The organism is Pseudoalteromonas sp. BZA4 (genome assembly GCF_040104395.1).
Lineage (GTDB): Bacteria > Pseudomonadota > Gammaproteobacteria > Enterobacterales > Alteromonadaceae > Pseudoalteromonas.
In genome coordinates this window covers 1-18762 of sequence record NZ_JBECOT010000068.1, presented here as the reverse complement: position 1 = coordinate 18762, position 18762 = coordinate 1, and the positions used below count along the sequence as shown (strand labels likewise).

Annotated in this window: 14 protein-coding genes and 2 pseudogenes; 3 read left to right on the top strand and 13 right to left on the bottom strand. The window is 41.9% G+C overall.

Annotated features, from left to right (window positions below; translation table 11 throughout):
• Positions 1 to 156 precede the first annotated feature (156 nt).
• The 10 genes from ABMY41_RS18900 to ABMY41_RS18855 all read right to left on the bottom strand — a co-directional run bounded on the left by ABMY41_RS18900 (position 157) and on the right by ABMY41_RS18855 (position 10981).
• Complete coding sequence (locus ABMY41_RS18900; RefSeq protein WP_054563534.1) at positions 157 to 1065, bottom strand: hypothetical protein; 909 nt, start codon at positions 1063 to 1065, stop codon at positions 157 to 159.
• 1 nt (position 1066) lies between these two features.
• Positions 1067 to 1666: a hypothetical protein gene (locus ABMY41_RS18895; protein WP_349275884.1), complete on the bottom strand. Its 600-nt coding sequence runs from the start codon at positions 1664 to 1666 to the stop codon at positions 1067 to 1069.
• Complete coding sequence (locus ABMY41_RS18890) at positions 1659 to 2201, bottom strand: RNA polymerase sigma factor (RefSeq protein WP_054552480.1); 543 nt, start codon at positions 2199 to 2201, stop codon at positions 1659 to 1661. The genes ABMY41_RS18895 and ABMY41_RS18890 overlap by 8 nt, the downstream gene beginning before the upstream one ends.
• Positions 2202 to 2334: 133 nt before the next feature.
• Positions 2335 to 3261: a hydrogen peroxide-inducible genes activator gene (locus ABMY41_RS18885; RefSeq protein WP_054563531.1), complete on the bottom strand. Its 927-nt coding sequence runs from the start codon at positions 3259 to 3261 to the stop codon at positions 2335 to 2337.
• Positions 3262 to 3338: 77 nt separating this feature from the next.
• A complete protein-coding gene (locus ABMY41_RS18880; protein ID WP_175079140.1) occupies positions 3339 to 4607 on the bottom strand; it encodes an inorganic phosphate transporter in 1269 nt (422 codons plus the stop codon).
• 43 nt (positions 4608 to 4650) lie between these two features.
• On the bottom strand, positions 4651 to 5328 hold the full coding sequence (locus ABMY41_RS18875; RefSeq protein ID WP_054552477.1) for a TIGR00153 family protein: 678 nt from the start codon (positions 5326 to 5328) through the stop codon (positions 4651 to 4653).
• A 150-nt stretch (positions 5329 to 5478) separates the two neighbouring features.
• Positions 5479 to 6180 carry a phosphate signaling complex protein PhoU gene (gene phoU, locus ABMY41_RS18870; RefSeq protein ID WP_054563528.1) on the bottom strand — a complete coding sequence of 234 codons (702 nt, stop codon included), beginning with the start codon at positions 6178 to 6180 and terminating at the stop codon, positions 5479 to 5481.
• Between the two features lie 47 nt (positions 6181 to 6227).
• Entirely contained in the window at positions 6228 to 7055 is an 828-nt protein-coding gene (gene pstB / locus ABMY41_RS18865) for a phosphate ABC transporter ATP-binding protein PstB (protein ID WP_062566615.1), read from the bottom strand.
• A gap of 26 nt (positions 7056 to 7081) precedes the next feature.
• The gene (gene pstA / locus ABMY41_RS18860) at positions 7082 to 8731 is read right to left on the bottom strand and encodes a phosphate ABC transporter permease PstA (RefSeq protein ID WP_130167225.1); all 1650 of its coding nucleotides are present in this window, start codon (positions 8729 to 8731) and stop codon (positions 7082 to 7084) included.
• Positions 8732 to 8746: 15 nt separating this feature from the next.
• Entirely contained in the window at positions 8747 to 10981 is a 2235-nt protein-coding gene (locus ABMY41_RS18855) for an ABC transporter permease subunit (RefSeq protein WP_287243689.1), read from the bottom strand.
• A gap of 347 nt (positions 10982 to 11328) precedes the next feature.
• Here ABMY41_RS18855 and ABMY41_RS18850 point away from each other — a divergent pair, with 347 nt between their 5' ends.
• The 3 genes from ABMY41_RS18850 to ppx all read left to right on the top strand — a co-directional run bounded on the left by ABMY41_RS18850 (position 11329) and on the right by ppx (position 15557).
• Positions 11329 to 11835 (top strand): ACT domain-containing protein, encoded by a 507-nt coding sequence (locus ABMY41_RS18850; RefSeq protein ID WP_054563525.1) that lies wholly within the window; start codon positions 11329 to 11331, stop codon positions 11833 to 11835.
• A gap of 160 nt (positions 11836 to 11995) precedes the next feature.
• A complete protein-coding gene (gene ppk1 / locus ABMY41_RS18845) occupies positions 11996 to 14077 on the top strand; it encodes a polyphosphate kinase 1 (RefSeq protein ID WP_349275879.1) in 2082 nt (693 codons plus the stop codon).
• Positions 14070 to 15557, top strand: a complete 1488-nt coding sequence (gene ppx / locus ABMY41_RS18840) for an exopolyphosphatase (protein WP_054563523.1) — start codon at positions 14070 to 14072, stop codon at positions 15555 to 15557. The genes ppk1 and ppx overlap by 8 nt, the downstream gene beginning before the upstream one ends.
• A gap of 21 nt (positions 15558 to 15578) precedes the next feature.
• On the opposite strand, the gene ABMY41_RS18835 is transcribed toward ppx, so the two are convergent.
• From ABMY41_RS18835 to ABMY41_RS18825, 3 genes and pseudogenes are all read right to left on the bottom strand, one after another.
• On the bottom strand, positions 15579 to 16034 hold the full coding sequence (locus ABMY41_RS18835; RefSeq protein ID WP_349275877.1) for a hypothetical protein: 456 nt from the start codon (positions 16032 to 16034) through the stop codon (positions 15579 to 15581).
• 142 nt (positions 16035 to 16176) lie between these two features.
• Positions 16177 to 18630 (bottom strand): annotated as a pseudogene (locus ABMY41_RS18830) (CusA/CzcA family heavy metal efflux RND transporter); the annotation flags it as partial.
• Between the two features lie 11 nt (positions 18631 to 18641).
• Positions 18642 to 18762 (bottom strand): annotated as a pseudogene (locus ABMY41_RS18825) (ISAs1 family transposase); the annotation flags it as partial.

The following is an 18762-nucleotide window of genomic DNA, read 5'->3' as shown; positions in this document are numbered from 1 at the left end:
CGAAAGCAGAATGAAGAGCTTGTTCTATATTCACAAAAAAATCCGTAGTTAGTTGCCTAACTACGGATTGTGCATGATCATTCTGATCGGTCAACTGATCAACTTCTTAACTGATCAGCATTAGCCACTTTAGGCTGCTTTTTTAGTTGGGAGAATTTAAAAACTATAAGTTGATGCTTTTTCGAGTAATTGCGCGGCTTTTATATCGCCAACCACACACTTTTTAATGTCTGACTTTTTAAATACTTTTACTTGCTCAGTTTTACCTTCGCTAACACCACGGATGATAAAGCTGACATGTTCATCGTTAGGCAGGTTTCTTAAACCGCTACCATAATCACATAAAGTCAGTGATAAGCTCTTATCTACTTGCTTAGCTAAAGAAGCCAGCTGTTGCTTTTGCTCTTTAACACGAGCTTGTTTTTTCTCAGCTAACTCTTTGCGCATTTGTTGCTGCTTTTGTGATAACTTTTGCTGCTGCTTTTCAAGCTCTTTAATCGATGCTTGCAATGCTTGTTTACGCTTCTCGAGCTCTTGCTCTTTGGCATCTTTATCGTGGCGACGGTCAAATTCAAGGTCGCGCTTTTCACGTTCAAGGTCGCGAATTTCACGGCTCACATCGCGTTCTTGCTCAGCCACTTCACGTACTCGTTCTGCGCTTTCGCGCATCACTTCCATAGCTTGCTGATAGGCTTCTTGCGTTTTCACGACTACTGCATCGCTGATCACTTGCACATGTTCGCCTAACACTTCGATTTCAGTTAATTCTTCAAAGTCGATATCAGGCATAGGTGGCAGCGGCGCATCGGGTACAGAAGCAAACACTGTAGACCAGCGCGAACTGCCTCGTACATCAAAGCTAAACACCACACCTTGATGCTGCAAATAACTCGAAGACACATTTCTTACCTTGTTATCGGTATCTTGTTTTAACGCCGCTGAGAGGATTTTTTCCATAATCCCGACTTCACGCTGAATTTTATCTAATTCATCACTTGCTTGTGCCTGTAAGCTTACTGCTGTGCAAAGCAATAAGGCTGCCGTAGTTGATTTGTATTTTGACATTTTAATACTCCAAATTGTTGGCAACGGTTGGCAATGGTCCGCCGTCCACTTGCTCTGCTAAATCATTTAACTGCATACGTAAGTACGCTTGGTCTTGGGCGCGCTGCGTTTTGATATATGCAAGTACGCTGGCAATATCTTCTTGGCGCTCGACTCGCCCGGTTTTAATTGCTTCTTTGGCCAGTTGGTACATTTGTTGTTGCTGCACTTCGTTTTGCGCAGTAATGATGTTTTGCAACTGATCAATTTGCTTTTGTTGTGACTCTAGTAAATTGGTTTGCTTGGCCACTTGCTCAAGTAACTGCTGATTTCCTTGCTGTGGATTACTAACAAAAACCCATGCGCAAAATACAATGGAAGCAGCCACTGCCCACATTCCAGCACCAAAAAACAGACTCGTTTTTTGCACTTTCGGCATCGTAGACTCTCGATCCCAATTTGGAACAGGTACCGTTTCATAATGTTGACTTTGCTGTTGCCACTGCATTGCATTGTTCATCATTGATGCATACTCAGCATTGGCTTGTAGCAACGCAATTTGCTCATCAGTGAGGTTTTCGCCTTCTAACCATGCGGTAAATAATGAATCTAAATTAGCCATCTACGGCCTCCAAATGCACTTTTAACTTGCCTAGAGCACTGTATAGTCTTGATTTAGCTGTATTGGTCGAAATACCTAATTGCTCAGCGATTTCTTCAAATGTACAGTGCTGAAAAAACTTTAACTCCACCACCAAGCGTTGCTCCCAGGGTAAATTGTTCATCATTGCTTTGAGTTCATGATGCTGCTCAGATTGCAGTTGATTGGTTTCTAACTCACTATGCTCGCAGCTTTCTTCTGGTATATCGTCTAAACCTTGATGCAGCTTACGGCGGCGGTAATATTCAACACTACGCCGGTGCACAATTTGATAGAGCCAAGTATTAAAACTCGATTCACCACGAAAACTCGGCAAGCTTTTATAAACAGAAATAAACACCTCTTGCATTAAATCCATTGCATCATCAGGGTGACTTAACATCCTTAGGCAATAGTTATATACCTGTGTTTCGTGCTGCTTGACTAATTTCAACCACGCCCGTTTATTGCCCTGTTGCGCTTTAGCAATTAGTGTCTCAAGTGATTGAAAAAACACGCTAGCCTCGTCATCTGATCTGCCTTTAATGGTTTTGTTATTATGTTAGTCGAGGGAAGGGAAAAAATAGTTTGCTTAAATAATAAAAAACCCCAAATATTTTTTATTTGGGGTTTTATTTAGAGGTTTTTTATTATTCGTCGCATTGACCGTCTAAGCTACACTGCTTATTAAGAAACAGCTCTAGCTGCTGACTAAACAGCCTAAAGTCTCTGATCCGGCCTGTGGTTTTACGCCACACAATGCCAATATCTCGGTATGCATCGCCTTGTGATGGCGTAGCAACCATATCTTTTTTATCTAAAATACCGGCATTAATAGCCATTTGCGGTAAGAAAGTAACACCAAGCTGGTGTTCAACCATACTTAATAAGGTATGTAAGCTTGCCGCTTCAAATGGGTTAATACAGCTTGAGCGATTCAAATGGCAGGCACTTAACGCATGGCCTGTCATACAGTGCTCACGCTCTAGTAAGAACACACTCGCATCTGGTAATAGGTTAAAGTCTTCCACGCCATCTGCTGGTGTGTAATCTTTATGGTGCACTAGGCTGAACTGATCTTTTGCAAGTACTTGGGTATGAAACTTTTCAGTGTCATACGGTAAAGCAAGTAATGCCATATCAATTTGGCCATGCTCAAGTTTATCGAGTAGCTTGTCACTGGTGTCTTCAACCAAAACTAACTCTAACTCGGTAAAGGTCTGTTTGCAGAAATGATATAAAGGCGCAGCAATAAAGCTGGCAATCGTCGGGATCACACCAAGCGTTAGTGTGCCACTTAAAGGCGTTAAAAAGCTTTTTGTCAGCTCTTTAAGGCTAAGGGTGTCGTCAATAATCTTACGTGCTTTTTCGACAACCTCTTCACCAATTGCGGTAAACATTAAGCTGCGGTTTTCACGCTCTATAAGCTGGCAACCTAAAGTTTCTTCTAAGTTTTGAATTGCACTACTTAAGGTTGATTGACCGATAAAACAGGCGCTTGCTGCGCGGCCAAAGTGTTGATGTTGGTGGACTGCTAATAAATACTGTAGTTGTTTAATACTTGGTAAGTTATTCATTCTCTACCTGCAAATAAAAAGACCCCAATACCTAAGGCATTGAGATCTTTTCAAGCTAAAAGTCTTTTAGTACTTTTTTATACCCCGAAGGCAGTTCTCAGTACATAGAAAATAACAATAGCAAGGGCTGCGCCAACTGGCAATGTAATTACCCAAGAAACTACAATGTTTCTTACAACACCCATGTTAAGTGCGGCAATACCGCGTGCCATACCTACACCTAAAACAGCACCTACAAGTGTTTGTGTCGTAGAGATAGGTAAACCAGTACCTGATGCGATAACAACAGTAGAAGCAGCAGCCAGTTCAGCAGCAAAACCACGGCTTGGTGTTAAGTGCGTGATACCTTCACCGATTGTTTTAATTACTTTCTTACCTAAAATAGCAAGACCAGCAACGATACCTAAACCACCTAGTGGTAAGATCCACCATGCGATAGCCGCTTTCTTAGCGATTTCACCGTTGTGCTCAACAATGTTTACAACAGCAGCTAGTGGACCAATTGCGTTAGCAACGTCGTTTGAACCGTGCGCGAAAGCCATACAACATGCCGTTAGTACCATAAGTACTGCGAACACTTTCTCAACGTTGTTGAACTGCATTGCTTTGTCAGCTTTAGGGTCAATTTTAAGGCGAGCAATCGCAATCTTACCGATGATAGCAACTACAACAGCAATCGCGATAGAAAGGGCATAACCTTCAACAGCACCTAAGTTGATACCAATGTGCTTTAAGCCTTTCTTGATTGTTACAAGCGACATGATGAAGCCCGCTAGACCCATATAGATAGGCACGTAACGCTTAGCATTTTTAAGAGGTGCATCAGTGTCAAAAATTAGCTTTTGCGCACTCATGAAAATCAAGTAAGCAATAAAACCAGAGATAGCAGGGGTAACAATCCAGCTACCTACGATACCCATTACCTTGTTCCATTGGATTGCTTCGCTACCTACTGCAACTAATGCGAAACCAATGATGGCACCTATGATTGAGTGAGTCGTAGATACTGGCCAGCCTAAGAAAGAGGCAATTAATAACCAGCTACCTGCAGCGAATAACGCGGCAATCATACCTAGTATCATTAACTCAGGTATGTCCATAAACGGCGTGGCATCGATAATCCCTTTACGGATTGTAGATGTAACCTCACCACCGGCAAGGTATGCGCCAGCGAATTCAAACACCATCGCGATGATGATTGCTTGTTTAATTGTAAGTGCTTTTGAGCCTACTGATGTACCCATCGCATTGGCAACGTCATTTGCACCAATACCATAAGCCATGAAGAAACCGACTGCGGCGGCAGTTAAAACCAATAACGTGCCGTAATTTGCAATGATATCCATTGTGTGAACCTTTAATTTTTTTCGTGTTTGAACTGATTTTTAATTAACGAGCTAACATCAGCTCAAGACGAGAACCTACGCGCTCTGCAATATCTGCAAGCTCGCCTACCCACTCAATGATCTTGTATAAGAACATCACGTCAACAGGGTTAAGTTCATTTTCGATGGCGCGCAATTGACGGCGAATTTTGATCTGCATGTCATCCGTGTCTTGTTCAATAGCGTCCAATTCAACGAGCATTTTTTCAACTAAAGTCACTTCGCGACCTTTGAAGCCCGTTTCAAGCAGCTCATCTAGCTCATTGATTGCTTTTGACGCTTGTTTAGTCGCATCAACACAACGAGTTACATAAGCAAGGAAATCTGTTTGGATTTCGGTAGGTATGATCATCTCACGACCAACTACACGACCTGCGATATCTTTTGCTTTGTTAGCAATTTTGTCTTGTTGAGTAACAAGCTCTAGCAAATCGGTACGCTCAACAGGCATAAATAAGCCACGAGGTAGTTGAAGGCGGATGTTACGTTTCATTTCATCAGCTTCACGCTCTAAATTACGAATGTTTAGACGGATTTCTTCCGCTTCTTGCCATTCTTCTTTAAACACGTGATTAAAGAAAGGGATCAATGCTTTACTTGCTTGATGTACTTTCTTAATGTGATCTTCCATAGGCTTAATAGGTGATTTAGCAAAAACCCCTAAAAATGCATTTGTAGGCATAACTGACCCTTTATAAATTAGTATGCTTTGGCAGCTGCGAATTTTACAGCATTGTGTTCGATTGTGAACGCTTTTTCTGCCTTACATCACCAATAATAGACAAAGCGGCCAAAGGCCGCTCGTTTTAATAATGAAAAGTTGCAGTTAAATTTACAGCGACTTTTCGATATCTTCTTGAGATGTATGACGAATATCTTTGCCGTTAACAAAATAGATGATGTATTCAGCAATATTCTGGCAACGGTCGCCAATACGCTCTAATGAACGTACTGACCACACTAAATCCATAATTTTCGGGATTGAGCGTGGATCTTCCATCATATATGTCATAATTTGACGGGTAATTGCTTCGTATTCGCGGTCAACTTTGGCGTCTTCTTTATGTACTTCAAACGCACATTGCACATCCATACGTGCAAATGCATCAAGTACATCATGAAGCATTTTTGATACTTGGCGACCCATGTTTTCAATGTTCACCAGTAGGTCTTGCTGATCTTTCGTGAATGAGTCCAGCGCAACTTTAGCAATACGCTCAGCTTCATCACCAATACGCTCTAAATCGGCAATTGTTTTTGCAATAGCAATTACAAGACGTAAGTCACTCGCTGCCGGCTGGCGACGAGCGATAATGCGTGTACATTCTTCGTCGATGTTCACTTCCATTGCATTTACTTTATAGTCGTTTTCACGAACTTTTTGTGCAAGATCGGCATCACCATTACTAACAGCATCCAGTGCACTGTTTAGTTGTTGCTCAACTAAACCACCCATGTTTAATACATGGTTACGCACATTTTCAAGCTCTTCATTAAAGCGGCCCGAAATGTGTTTATTGATATTATGTTCCATTGTCTACCTCTATAAATTTCGTTTACGGTACCAAGTGACTTTATTGACTAACCGTAACGGCCTGTAATGTAGTCTTCTGTTTTCTTCTTGCTTGGTGTTGTAAATAACGTATTGGTATCTGAATACTCAATCAACTCACCCATGTACATAAACGCAGTTTGGTCTGATACACGAGCAGCCTGTTGCATGTTGTGAGTAACGATTACCACGGTAAACTTATTCTTTAAGTCGTTAATTAGCTCTTCGATAACTAAAGTAGAAATTGGATCTAGTGCCGATGTAGGCTCATCCAGAAGTAGTACTTCAGGCTCGATAGCAATTGAGCGAGCAATAACAAGACGCTGTTGCTGACCACCCGATAGGCCAAATGCACTATCGTGTAAACGGTCTTTAACTTCATCCCATAACGCCGCGCCACGTAAAGATTGTTCAACCACTTCGTCTAGTTTACGCTTTTCTTTAATACCTTGTAAGCGTAGGCCATAAACGACATTTTCGTAGATTGATTTTGGAAATGGATTAGGACGTTGGAATACCATCCCGACATTTCTTCGTAGTGCAGCAACATCTACATTCTTATCATAGATATTGTGACCATGTAGTAAGATCTCACCATCGATACGACAGCTATCAACAAGGTCGTTCATACGGTTGATACAACGTAAAAGTGTTGATTTACCACAACCCGATGGACCGATAAATGCTGTTACCTGACCTTTTGGGATGTTCATATTTACGCCGCTAAGCGCTTGTTTATCACCGTAGTATAGATCTAAGTCTTTAATCTCTAACGCTGTTTGTTCTGCAGTTAGGTTATCTAAATCTAGCTTTGCCGCGCTTTTCGCTTGGTTTACTTGTGGTGCAACTGTAATCATCTCTGTCTACCTATAAAAATTCTGTATTAATGCTCAAGAGCTCTAAACTTTTCGCGTAAGTGGTTACGAATACCAATCGCGGTGATATTCAGGGCGATAATTACTGATACCAGTAAGAATGCCGTGGCATATACCAGCGGACGTGCCGCTTCTACGTTAGGGCTTTGGAAACCAACATCGTAAATGTGGAAACCTAAGTGCATAAATTTTCTATCTAAATGTATGTATGGGAAGTTACCGTCAAGTGGCAGTGTTGGCGCCATCTTAACAACACCAACAAGCATTAGTGGTGCTACTTCACCGGCTGCACGTGCAACCGCTAAGATTAAACCTGTCATAATCGCTGGGCTTGCCATCGGAATGATGATGCGCCATAGCGTTTCTGCTTTTGTTGCGCCAAGTGCTAATGAACCATGACGAACCGTACTTGGAATACGTGATAAACCTTCTTCAGTCGAAACAATAACAACAGGAAGCGTTAAAATTGCTAGCGTTAAAGCAGACCAAATCACACCTGGCGTACCAAATACTGGGCTTGGCGATGACTCAGGGTAGAACAATTGGTCAATACTGCCACCTAGCATGTATACAAAGAAACCTAGACCAAATACACCGTATACAATCGAAGGTACACCCGCAAGGTTGATTACCGCGATACGGATCATCTTAGTCACGGCATTTTTTGCTGCGTATTCGTGTAAGTAAATCGCTGCAACAACACCAAACGGCGTCACAATCACTGCCATTAGTAATACCATGAACACGGTACCGAAAATTGCCGGGAATACACCACCTTCAGTGTTAGCTTCACGTGGGTCATCTGCTACAAACTTACCAAGCTGTACAAAATAGTGACCAAGCTTAGCAAAGAAGCCCATGTCATTAGGGAACCACACATCAAGAACTTGATACAAAGGTAAAGTAACCACTTCACCACGCATGTCTCTTACAGTTACTTGGTCACGCTTTGCTTGTTTACGAAGCGCGAATAACTGCTTTTCTAGCACTGTGTACTCAGCACGTAGCTCAGCACGCGCTTGTGCAAGCTCAGCAACACGCTCATCGGTTAGTTCGTTATCAAGCTGGTATGCCTTTTCTCTTAAGCGTAAACGCTCAAGTTCATAGTTAATATGACCAATATCACCATTTTGTAAGTCTAACGCTTGGTCATTCAGATCAACAGCACGGTCTACAAGATCATAAAGCACGTCGATTTTGTTATCTGTGATAACTTCACCGTCTTTAATAACCTGTTCTACATAACCGTAGAAGTTACCGTTTTTACTACGCTCGAATACAGCAAGCTCAGCTGGCGCAGTACGCGATGTGATGTCTGTCTCTAGTACCCAACGGAAATCTAGAGCTACATACTCACGGTTACCTGTTTTAATCAATAAACGCTCTAGTTGCTCTTTATCGTAATGAGATAAATCAACGCCCGTCGCCTCAATACGTGATTTTGCAACTAGTTCACGGTCATAAATTTCACCGATAACTGTTTGTTTTTCAACTGAGCCTTGCAGCTCAAATTGCACTACTTCTGATGGCCAGAAAAAGCTTAAACCTTTCCAAGCAATCATGGCTAGTAAGCCAAGAACCGAGATTAAACTGATGCTTACCGCACCGCCGGTCATCCAAATCCAAGGAGAACCAGACTTAAACCACTGCTTTACCATGTCGTGTCTCTCCACCTACATTGAACTGTATTTATCACGCAGTTGCTGTCGAACAAACTCAGCCACTGTGTTGAAAATGAATGTGAATATGAATAATACAAATGCTGCTAAGAATAGAATGCGATAATGCGAGCTACCTACCTCAGACTCAGGCATTTCTACCGCGATATTCGCTGCAAGTGTTCTCATACCCTGGAAGATACTCCAGTCCATAATAGGTGTATTACCTGTTGCCATTAGTACAATCATTGTTTCACCTACAGCACGGCCTAGACCCATCATTACTGCTGAGAAGATACCTGGGCTTGCTGTTAGTAATACTACGCGAACCAATGTTTGCCATTGTGTTGCACCTAGTGCTAATGAACCGTTTGATAAGTGCTTAGGAACACTGAATACCGCATCTTCAGCAATTGAGAAGATAGTCGGGATAACAGCAAAGCCCATCGCAATACCAACAACTAGTGAGTTACGTTGGTCAAACGTCATACCCAGTTCATTGGTTAAGTACTGACGCACATTGCCGTCAAACATCCAAAGCTCAATTGAGTTACTCATCGCAAACGATAACCAGCCGATGAAAATAACCACTGGAATAAGTAAAATTGAGTGCGAACCTTCAGGAATACGGTGACGAATTGACGCCGGTAGCTTATTCCAGCCGAATGCGGTTAATAAGATACCAATTGGCAGCAATACTAATAATCCGACAATCGCTGGTAAATGTTCTTCAATTAATGGTGCTAACCAAAGACCCGCTAAGAAACCTAAGATTACCGTTGGTAATGCTTCCATGATTTCTACAGTCGGCTTAACCACTTTACGTAATTCACTCGACATAAAGTACGCCGTGTAAATTGCCGCTGAAAGCGCAATGGGTACCGCAAATAACATTGCGTACATTGCCGCTTTAATCGTACCGAACGAAATTGGCACTAATGAGAACTTAGATTCAAAGTCATCACTTGCAGACGTTGACTGCCAGATATAACCCGGCTCTGGGTAGCCTTCGTACCATACTTCTTGCCATAATGCAGACCAAGTTACTTCTGGGTGCTCGTTATGAATTTCAATTACTTTTAGCGCGTCATCAGCAAGAATAAGTGCCGCATTTGAACGTGGCGCAATTGCAAAGTTTTGAATTGGACCTTCGCTTACTTTACCTTGCCACAGTTTGGCATCGCTAGTTGTGTAATAAATACCTAGCTCACCGTTAGCACCTGCTGTGAAGAAGGTGCGACGGTAGAACTCGGTGAAAATGTTTAGTTTCGATTGCTTGCTGGTTTCAAATGCACGAATCTTTTGGAACTGGCGACCATTTTCAGTGTTTACTTCAAACCACTGTGAAACTTCGCCATTATCGTTAGCAAGCATCAGTGAGTTGGCACCAGCCAATAGCTGAGTTGAAACTAGGTTCGCGTTTTCTTCGTTAGCTGCAAGCAGTTGGATTTGCTCAACTTCAGAAGGGTAACGGGTATCATATACGTAAATTTGATTTGCTGAACGCACAAATGTACGTGTTGTATCTGGTGAGATTAATAGCTCATCAACACGACCTTCGATATCAAGCTCAGTACGCTCAACAACCCACTCTACTTCGCCGGTGAACATGTTTTCTTCACCCACAAAGCTGCTGAATATAACGCGCTTGTCAGCCGTTAAAGCAACAACAGCTGTTTTATCTTCGTAGTGGCTAAATGCAAATTTAGTGATTGCCGCACCTTGCTCATCAACTTCAAGCGCCATATCACCCAGCGGGTAATCTAAACGTGGTGTTAACTTGCGTTGATTGTTCGGGAATGTCACTAAGAATTTTGGCGCAACCACAACCACAGAGCCATTTTCTAGGCCGTATGCGTATTGCCCCTGAAACGGTGCAGAGCTTGCGAAGCTGCTTACATCGCTTGGTAATTCTGTATTAAGAGTGGTGATCTTTTTACCAAATTGCTCTTTTTCAACATTGTAAAAGTCCACATTACCTTTTTCACCGAGTAAAAAGGCAATTTCTGTTTGTTCTTCAATGCCAAGACCTACAACTTCTGACGCATTTTGTAGTTTTACACTGTTACGTGTATCTACTTTTGCTGACTCAAAAATAGGTTGAACAACATAAAGAAGGTAAAAGAATATAAGTAGCAGTGCTACTAGCACCATTACGCCACCTGCGGAAATACCCCACTTGGCAAACCTGTCTTTAAATAGACGGCTTCTATCCGTATGAAAGGTAGGTTTATTCGGATTGGAAGTCATCAAAACACCCTTAAATCTTAACGTTGCGCGCATTATATTTCACCAAGATGACAGTAATGTTACAAACGTCATAATTCAGTGTAATAAAGCGAGTATTTCAGGGACGTAGTTTAAAGTTAAAAAATGACCAAATTGCGACATTGCTCTGCGTATTTATAATGACCAAATTGACAAGCTAACAAACTGTTATAACTAATTTTTTATAACTATATGGAAAAAATTGGACAAACAATAAAACTGCATCAATACTCAGATGACTTATTTTTTTCGACAATAAGAATCATTTTTAACCAACGCCTCCTTCCTTTTATTGCATTTTTCAGAGGCATTTTTATAGAGATATAAGTATGAAGCAGTTAGTAATTACTATTTTGGGGCCAGATAAACCCGGCCTAGTTGAAGACCTTTCAGCCACAATTTTAAACCATCATGGTAACTGGTTAAGCAGTAATTTGAGCCACCTTGCAGGTCACTTTGCTGGGATCATTGAGGCAGCAGTGCCTGAAGAGCACCTGCAAGAGCTGCAAGACGCATTGCATAGTCTGCCGTATTTAGAAATCAGAATTGAACGCGGCGCAGAAACACTTTCAGAAGAAAAATCTGAACAAATCAATTTTGTCATTACTGGCAACGACAGACCTGGCATTGTGCAAGAGCTTGCCAGCGTTATTCGTCACAAAGGAGCGAATATCACTCACCTAAATTCAAAACAACAAAGTGCACCTAACTGGGGTGTGCCAATTTTTAGTGCTGTTGCCACCGTCGCTTTGCCAATAGGCATGAACAAGGACGAAGTAATCACGGCACTCGAGTCTATTACCACAGACTTAATTGTTGATATTGAGGACGCATAACAAGCAAGTTTATAGGGATATTTAAACTTAAACTAAGCTTTAAAATTAACGACATACATGTCACAAAACTGACATGTATGTCATAAAAGTGATAAATACGTCATACAAACGTCATCTGCATCCTCTATATTCTAACTAGATATAAACGTTGGAAAACCAGATGAACGCATCACATTCTTCTTCTCAAGCCGTTAACTACTTTGCGAAAGAGCTAAGTTGGCTGTCTTTTAATGAACGCGTGCTGCAAGAAGCTAAAGATAAATCTAACCCGATTATTGAGCGCATGCGCTTTTTAGGTATTTATTCAAACAACATGGATGAGTTTTTCCGTGTCCGTGTTGCTGATGTAAAACGCCGAATATTACTTAATAAAATTCCTGATGCGAACTTTGAAGAAGACGAAATACTACTTCATCAGATCCAAAGTAAGGTGCTGCAGCTTGGTAAAAAGTTTAACCAAATTCATAAAGACATTTTAAATGACTTAAACGAGCACAATATTCACGTTGAGTTACCTGAGGAGCTATCTGATTTTCACTTGAGTTGGCTGAAAAAATTCTTCCACGACAATGTGCTGCAACACATATTGCCGATTTTACTCTCTGAAAAGAAAGACTACTCAGATCAAATCAACGACACCATGACCTATTTGTTTGTCGAGATGACCAACCAAAAAAGTCATTATGCCATGATGGAAGTACCAACCGACCGCGTATCTCGTTTTGTTATTTTGCCACCAGAGAAAACGCGCCGTCACAAAACCATTGTGATGCTAGATGACATCATCGCCTACTTTATTCGCGATGTATTTAGCAGCTTTTTTAGCTTTGATGATATTCAATGTTATGCCATCAAACTCACCCGTGATGCCGAATACAACTTAGATGACGAGCTTGAAGAAGGCTTGCTTGATAAAATGTCAAAAGGTCTAAAACAACGTATTTCTGCAGAGCCTGTGCGCCTTGTTTATGACGAGAGCATGCCAGCTGAGATGCTTAAAGTGATGAAAAAGCGCCTTAATATAAGCCAACATGATGCGCTGATCCCCGGCGGCCGTTACCGTAATTTCCGCGATTTTATTGCGTTCCCGAATGTTGGCCGTCAGTATTTAGAGAACAAACCACTGCCTGCATTACAAAGCACGGCTTTTAACAATCATTCAAGTGTGTTTGATGCTATTTCAGAGCAAGATATTTTACTGTATTACCCTTATCACACCTTTAACCATTTACTTGAATTTGTACGCCAAGCAGCATTTGACCCAGATGTAACCCAAATTAAGGTCAATATTTATCGCGTTGCGAGTCAGTCTCGACTTGTCTCTACGCTTATTAATGCCGCCAAAAATGGCAAACACGTAACAGTAATGGTTGAGCTGAAAGCGCGCTTTGATGAACAAAACAATATTGAATGGGCAAAAACCCTAAGCAATGCCGGTGTTAAAGTGATCTTTGGTATTCCTGCGTTGAAAGTTCACAGTAAGTTATGCGTTATTCACCGTAAAGAAAAGAACAACATAGTGAAATATGCCCATATAGGCACGGGTAACTTCCACGAAAAAACCGCCAAAATCTACACTGACTTTAGCTTATTCACCAAGTTTGAGGGCATTAGTGAAGAGTGCGATAGTGTGTTTAAGTTTATCGAAAGCAGCTATAAACCATTTCAATTTGATCATTTGATGATTTCGCCAGTCAACGCACGACAAACTATTATGTCGCTAATTGATGCTGAAATAACAAATGTAGAACATGGTAAGGCTGGTAGAATTACGCTCAAAATAAACAACCTTGTTGATAAAGAGCTGGTTGATCACCTCTACTTTGCCGCAAGACGCGGTGTGAAAATTCGCATTATTGTGCGTGGCATGTGCTCGTTAGTGCCTTCTGCCGTTAACGAAAACATTCGCATTATTAGTATCGTTGACCGCTTTTTAGAGCACCCTCGGGTGATGGTGTTTCATAATAATGGCGACGAAAAGGTTTATATTTCATCGGCAGACTGGATGACCCGAAATCTTGATCATCGCGTTGAAGTAGCCGCACCGATTTATGATGAAAAATTAAAACAGCTTATTATTGATATTCTTGAGCTACAGTTTAAAGATAGAACAAAAGCACGCATAATCGATAGCGAACAAAAAAACAGCTATGTGCGCCGCGGCAATCGTAAGAAAATTCGCTCGCAAATTGCCATTTATGACCACCTTAAGAAATGGGAAAGTAACTATAATAATGAATGATTATCCCTCAATTGCTGCCGTTGATTTAGGCTCAAATAGTTTTCATTTAGTGGTGGCAAGAGAGGTCGATGGCTCTTTGCAAATCTTACACAAAGAAAAGCAGCGCGTTTACTTAGCTGACGGTTTAGATGATAAAAATCATTTAAGCCAAGAAGCAATCGAACGCGCGCTGGCGATTCTTAAGCAGTTTGCTACTACCTTGCAGGACTTCCCCCTTGAGAATGTTAAAGTGGCGGCAACTTACACATTACGCCGCGCTAAAAATATTCATTCGTTCTTAACCCAAGCAAGTAAAGTGTTTCCTTACCCAATTGAAGTAATATCGGGGCAGGAGGAAGCGCGCTTAATTTACCAAGGTGTTGCCCATTACATTCATCACGATGAAAACCGCTTAGTCATTGATATCGGCGGCGGCAGTACCGAACTCATCATTGGCAAACACTTTAAACATAAATTACTTACTAGCCGTAATATGGGCTGTGTTAGTTACACCAAGCAGTTTTTTGCAGATGGACAAATCACTGCTAAGCGCTTTGCCAAAGCTGAAGTTCGCGCAGAGCAAGAACTCGAAGTGATTTTCGCCAACTACTTATCGGCTGGCTGGCAATCTGTGGTGGGAACATCAGGCACTATTAAATCTATCCTTGCCATGATCAATGCTAACGATGCCGAGCAAGAGCTGATTACATTAGAGCGATTATTAGAACTAAAAACTCAGTTTATTGCAGCTAAACAAATAAAAGCACTACAAATTGAAGGTCTTACACCTGAGCGGCAAGTGAGTATTTGTGGTGGTTTAGCTATTTTAATTGCGATATTTAGGCTGTTTAAAATCGAAGCGTTGCAATACAGCGACTTTTCACTTCGTGAAGGCCTGCTACATGAAATGCAGCAAAAGCTCGCCCACAAAGATATTCGCACTAATACCATAGCGAACCTATCTGAGCGTAACGCCATAGATAAAGAGCATGCTAACCGCGTCTCGACAACTGCAAAGTGGCTGTTTGAACAAGTAAAAGAGGCATGGCAACTTACCGATCCTGACTACATCAACTTGCTGGATTGGGCCGCGCAGCTGCATGAAATTGGCTTAGGGGTTAATTCATCAGGGATACATAAGCACAGTGCGTATATCGTTGCGAATAGTCAGTTGCCTGGCTTTACGCAGCAACAACAAACCTTGCTTAGTTGCATGATCCGTTTTTATCGTAAGAAAATTCGTTTAGAAGAGTTTCCTGCACTGCATACCATGCAGCATTATGAAATATTGCAGCTTATTGTGATTTTGCGCTTAGCGGTACTATTGAACCAAAAGCGTATTACCGATCAAGGTTTTAAACTTGAGGTAACAGCCAAGCAAAATAGTATGTTCTTAAAGTTTCACAATAAGTGGCTTAAAGAACATACCTTGCTTTTAGCTGACTTACAGCAAGAGCAAAAATACCTTAAAAAAGTCGGCTTCTTACTCGATTTTCATTAAGCTGATTAATAGATTAATCGATTACATATCCATATGGCGGTTAGAGCTTTGCATCATTTGCTTAAGGCCTTGATGTTCAAGCTCAAGTAAACGTTCGAGCTTTTCTTTGCTTTGCTCTGTATCAGCTCGCGATACCAAGTACTCGTATAAGTCGATTACTTTTTGGTGTTGCGTGGTTAAGTAAACCTGAATCGCCTTTTCATCAATTTGCTGATCTGTGCTGATATCGTTAAAAGTAATTAGCTCTGGGTTTTCAGCAAAATACTCATAGCAATAGGTATCAAGCGTGTTTATTTCTGTAATGGCTTTAAAGCCAACGAGATCTTCTGCTAGTTTCTTCTCATATTGCAGATAATAGTCCACCAGCATTTGATTATGCTCGTCCAGTAAGTCTTTAATGCTGTGGAAATTGGCTGCCATTTGAGTATGAAATAACACGGTCCAATCATAAACTTGTTGTATTGTTTTAACTTGCATGTGCATTCCTTATCAAAATCAATTTAATATGACTTTGCATAAATCACACCAGCAATAAACTCATTAATTTTCAGTCACTTAAAAATGAAATGTGTAACTTTCAGCAAGTAAAAGCGTACAAGTTACACACTGACTGTAAAATTTATAGATGGCGTTTACGCCATATAAAATAAAGCGCAGGTAACACAAGTAGTGTTAAAACTATGGCACTGAGCATCCCGCCGACCATAGGCGCGGCTATTCTGCTCATCACCTCACTGCCCGTTCCAGTGCCATAAAGTACTGGCAGTAGACCAATGATAATAGTGGCAACTGTCATCATCACTGGTCTAACCCGAAGGCCCGCACCATTGATGATTGCTTGGCGCAGTTCTGTAACCGTGAACTGTGCTGATTGCGCTTTAGCATCTTGATAAGCTTGGTTGAGATAAACCAGCATAATTACGCCAATTTCCACAGCAACCCCAGCTAGGGCAATAAAACCAACCCCAACAGCAACCGAGAAGTTAAAACCTTCAAGGTACATCAGCCAAATACCGCCTATCATCGCAAGCGGTAAGGTCAGCATGATCATTGCCACCTCAATAAAGCTTCTAAAATTGAGGTATAACAGCACCACAATGATTGCCAAGGTGAGTGGCAATACATAACTGAGTTTGGCTTTTGCGCGCTCCATATATTCATATTGCCCCGCCCACGTAATTGAGTATCCAGCAGGTAGCTCGAGTTGCTCATGCAGCGCTTGTTGCGCACGCTCAACATAACTGCCGATATCACTGCCTTCAATGTCAATTAAGCTCCAGCCATTAATGCGGGCATTTTCACTTTTAATACCCGGCGGGCCATCTTCGATAAAGACATGAGCTACATCGGCCAATGCGATACGCTGTCCGTTTGGTGTCACTATCGGTAATAACTTAAGCTCTTCTGGCGAGTCGCGATAATCTTGTGGATAGCGCAGATTAACAGGGTAACGCTCTTGCCCTTCAACAGTTTCGGTCACATTCATACCACCGATAGCAGTAGCAACAACCTGTTGCACATCAGCAATGTTTAAACCGTAACGTGCTGCTTTTTCACGGTTGATATCAACTTTGATGTAGCGACCACCAGCAACGCGCTCTGAATAAACCGAAGCCGTGCCCGGTAAGTCTTTTAAGATGACTTCAATTTGCTCACCGATTTTTTGAATTTCACTCAGCTTTGGCCCTGCTACTTTGATCCCCACAGGCGTTTTAATCCCAGTGGCAAGCATGTCGATTCGGGTTTTGATTGGCATAACCCACGCATTGGTAAGCCCTGGGAACTTAACCAGATTATCGAGCTCTTTTTTCAGTTTCTCGGTTGTCATACCCTCTCGCCACTGTGACTTTGGCTTTAACTGAATAAAGGTTTCGATCATGGTCAGCGGCGCAGGATCTGTGGCAGTGTCTGCACGACCTACCTTACCAAATACCGATTCGACCTCTGGCACACTGGCAATTAGCTTATCGGTCTGCTGTAAGATTTCACGGGCCTTACCAATTGAAATACCTGGGTAAGTAGTAGGCATATACATTAAGTCGCCCTCATCAAGGGGAGGAATAAACTCACTACCAATTTTATTAACCGGGTAAAAGCCAATAGCAGCCAACACTAATGCCAGTACCAGTGTTGTTTTCGGCGCTTTTAATACCGCATTTAACAAGGGTTTATAGGCTGCCACCAATAAGCGGTTTACAGGGTTTTTCTGCTCCGAAATAACTTTACCGCGAATAAAGTAGCCCATTAATACCGGCACCAGTGTAATCGCTAAACCAGCCGAAGCTGCCATCGCATAAGTCTTTGTGTAAGCCAGAGGCGAGAACATGCGTCCTTCTTGTGCTTCAAGAATAAACACAGGCATAAAGCTAACAGTGATGATCAATAAACTAAAGAATAACGCGGGCCCGACTTCTGCGGCTGAGTCCATCACCACTTGCCAACGATTTTCGTCGGTCAGTGGGGTTTTCTCCATATGCTTATGCATATTTTCTATCATCACGATAGCGCCATCGGTCATTGCACCAATGGCAATCGCTATACCACCAAGCGACATGATATTGGCGTTTATACCTTGCCAATACATCACCACAAAAGCCGTTAAAATACCCATTGGCAACGTGATAATGGCTACGATCGATGAGCGTATATGGAATAAAAACACCACACACACTAAGGCCACGACGATTAACTCTTCAATTAACTTTGAGCTTAAATTATCAAGCGCTTGGGTAATAAGGTTTGAGCGGTCGTACACAGGGATGATTTCAACTCCCTCTGGCAGGCCTTTTTTGAGCGACTCTAGCTTTTCTTTTACTAGTTTTATGGTTGCTTCGGCGTTTTCTCCAAAGCGCATCACTACCACCCCACCGGTTACTTCACCCTCGCCGTTTAGTTCGGCAATACCACGGCGCATTTGCGGCCCAAGTTTTATATCAGCCACATTACGTAATTGCAGTGGCGTGCCATTGGCATTAGTACCCAGCGGAATGGCTTCTAAATCTGCGACACTTTTAATATAACCTGTGCTCGATACCATGTATTCGGCTTCAGCCATTTCTACCACTGAGGCACCACGCTCCACGGCTAGCGCATTTTAATCCCAGACTCTAACAGGGTTGAGCGGTAATCATCGTCTAGCCCTGCCATTTTCTTTTTCCTCGCCATACTAGCTGACTTAGATGTATCTTGTTTAAAAAGCGCCATG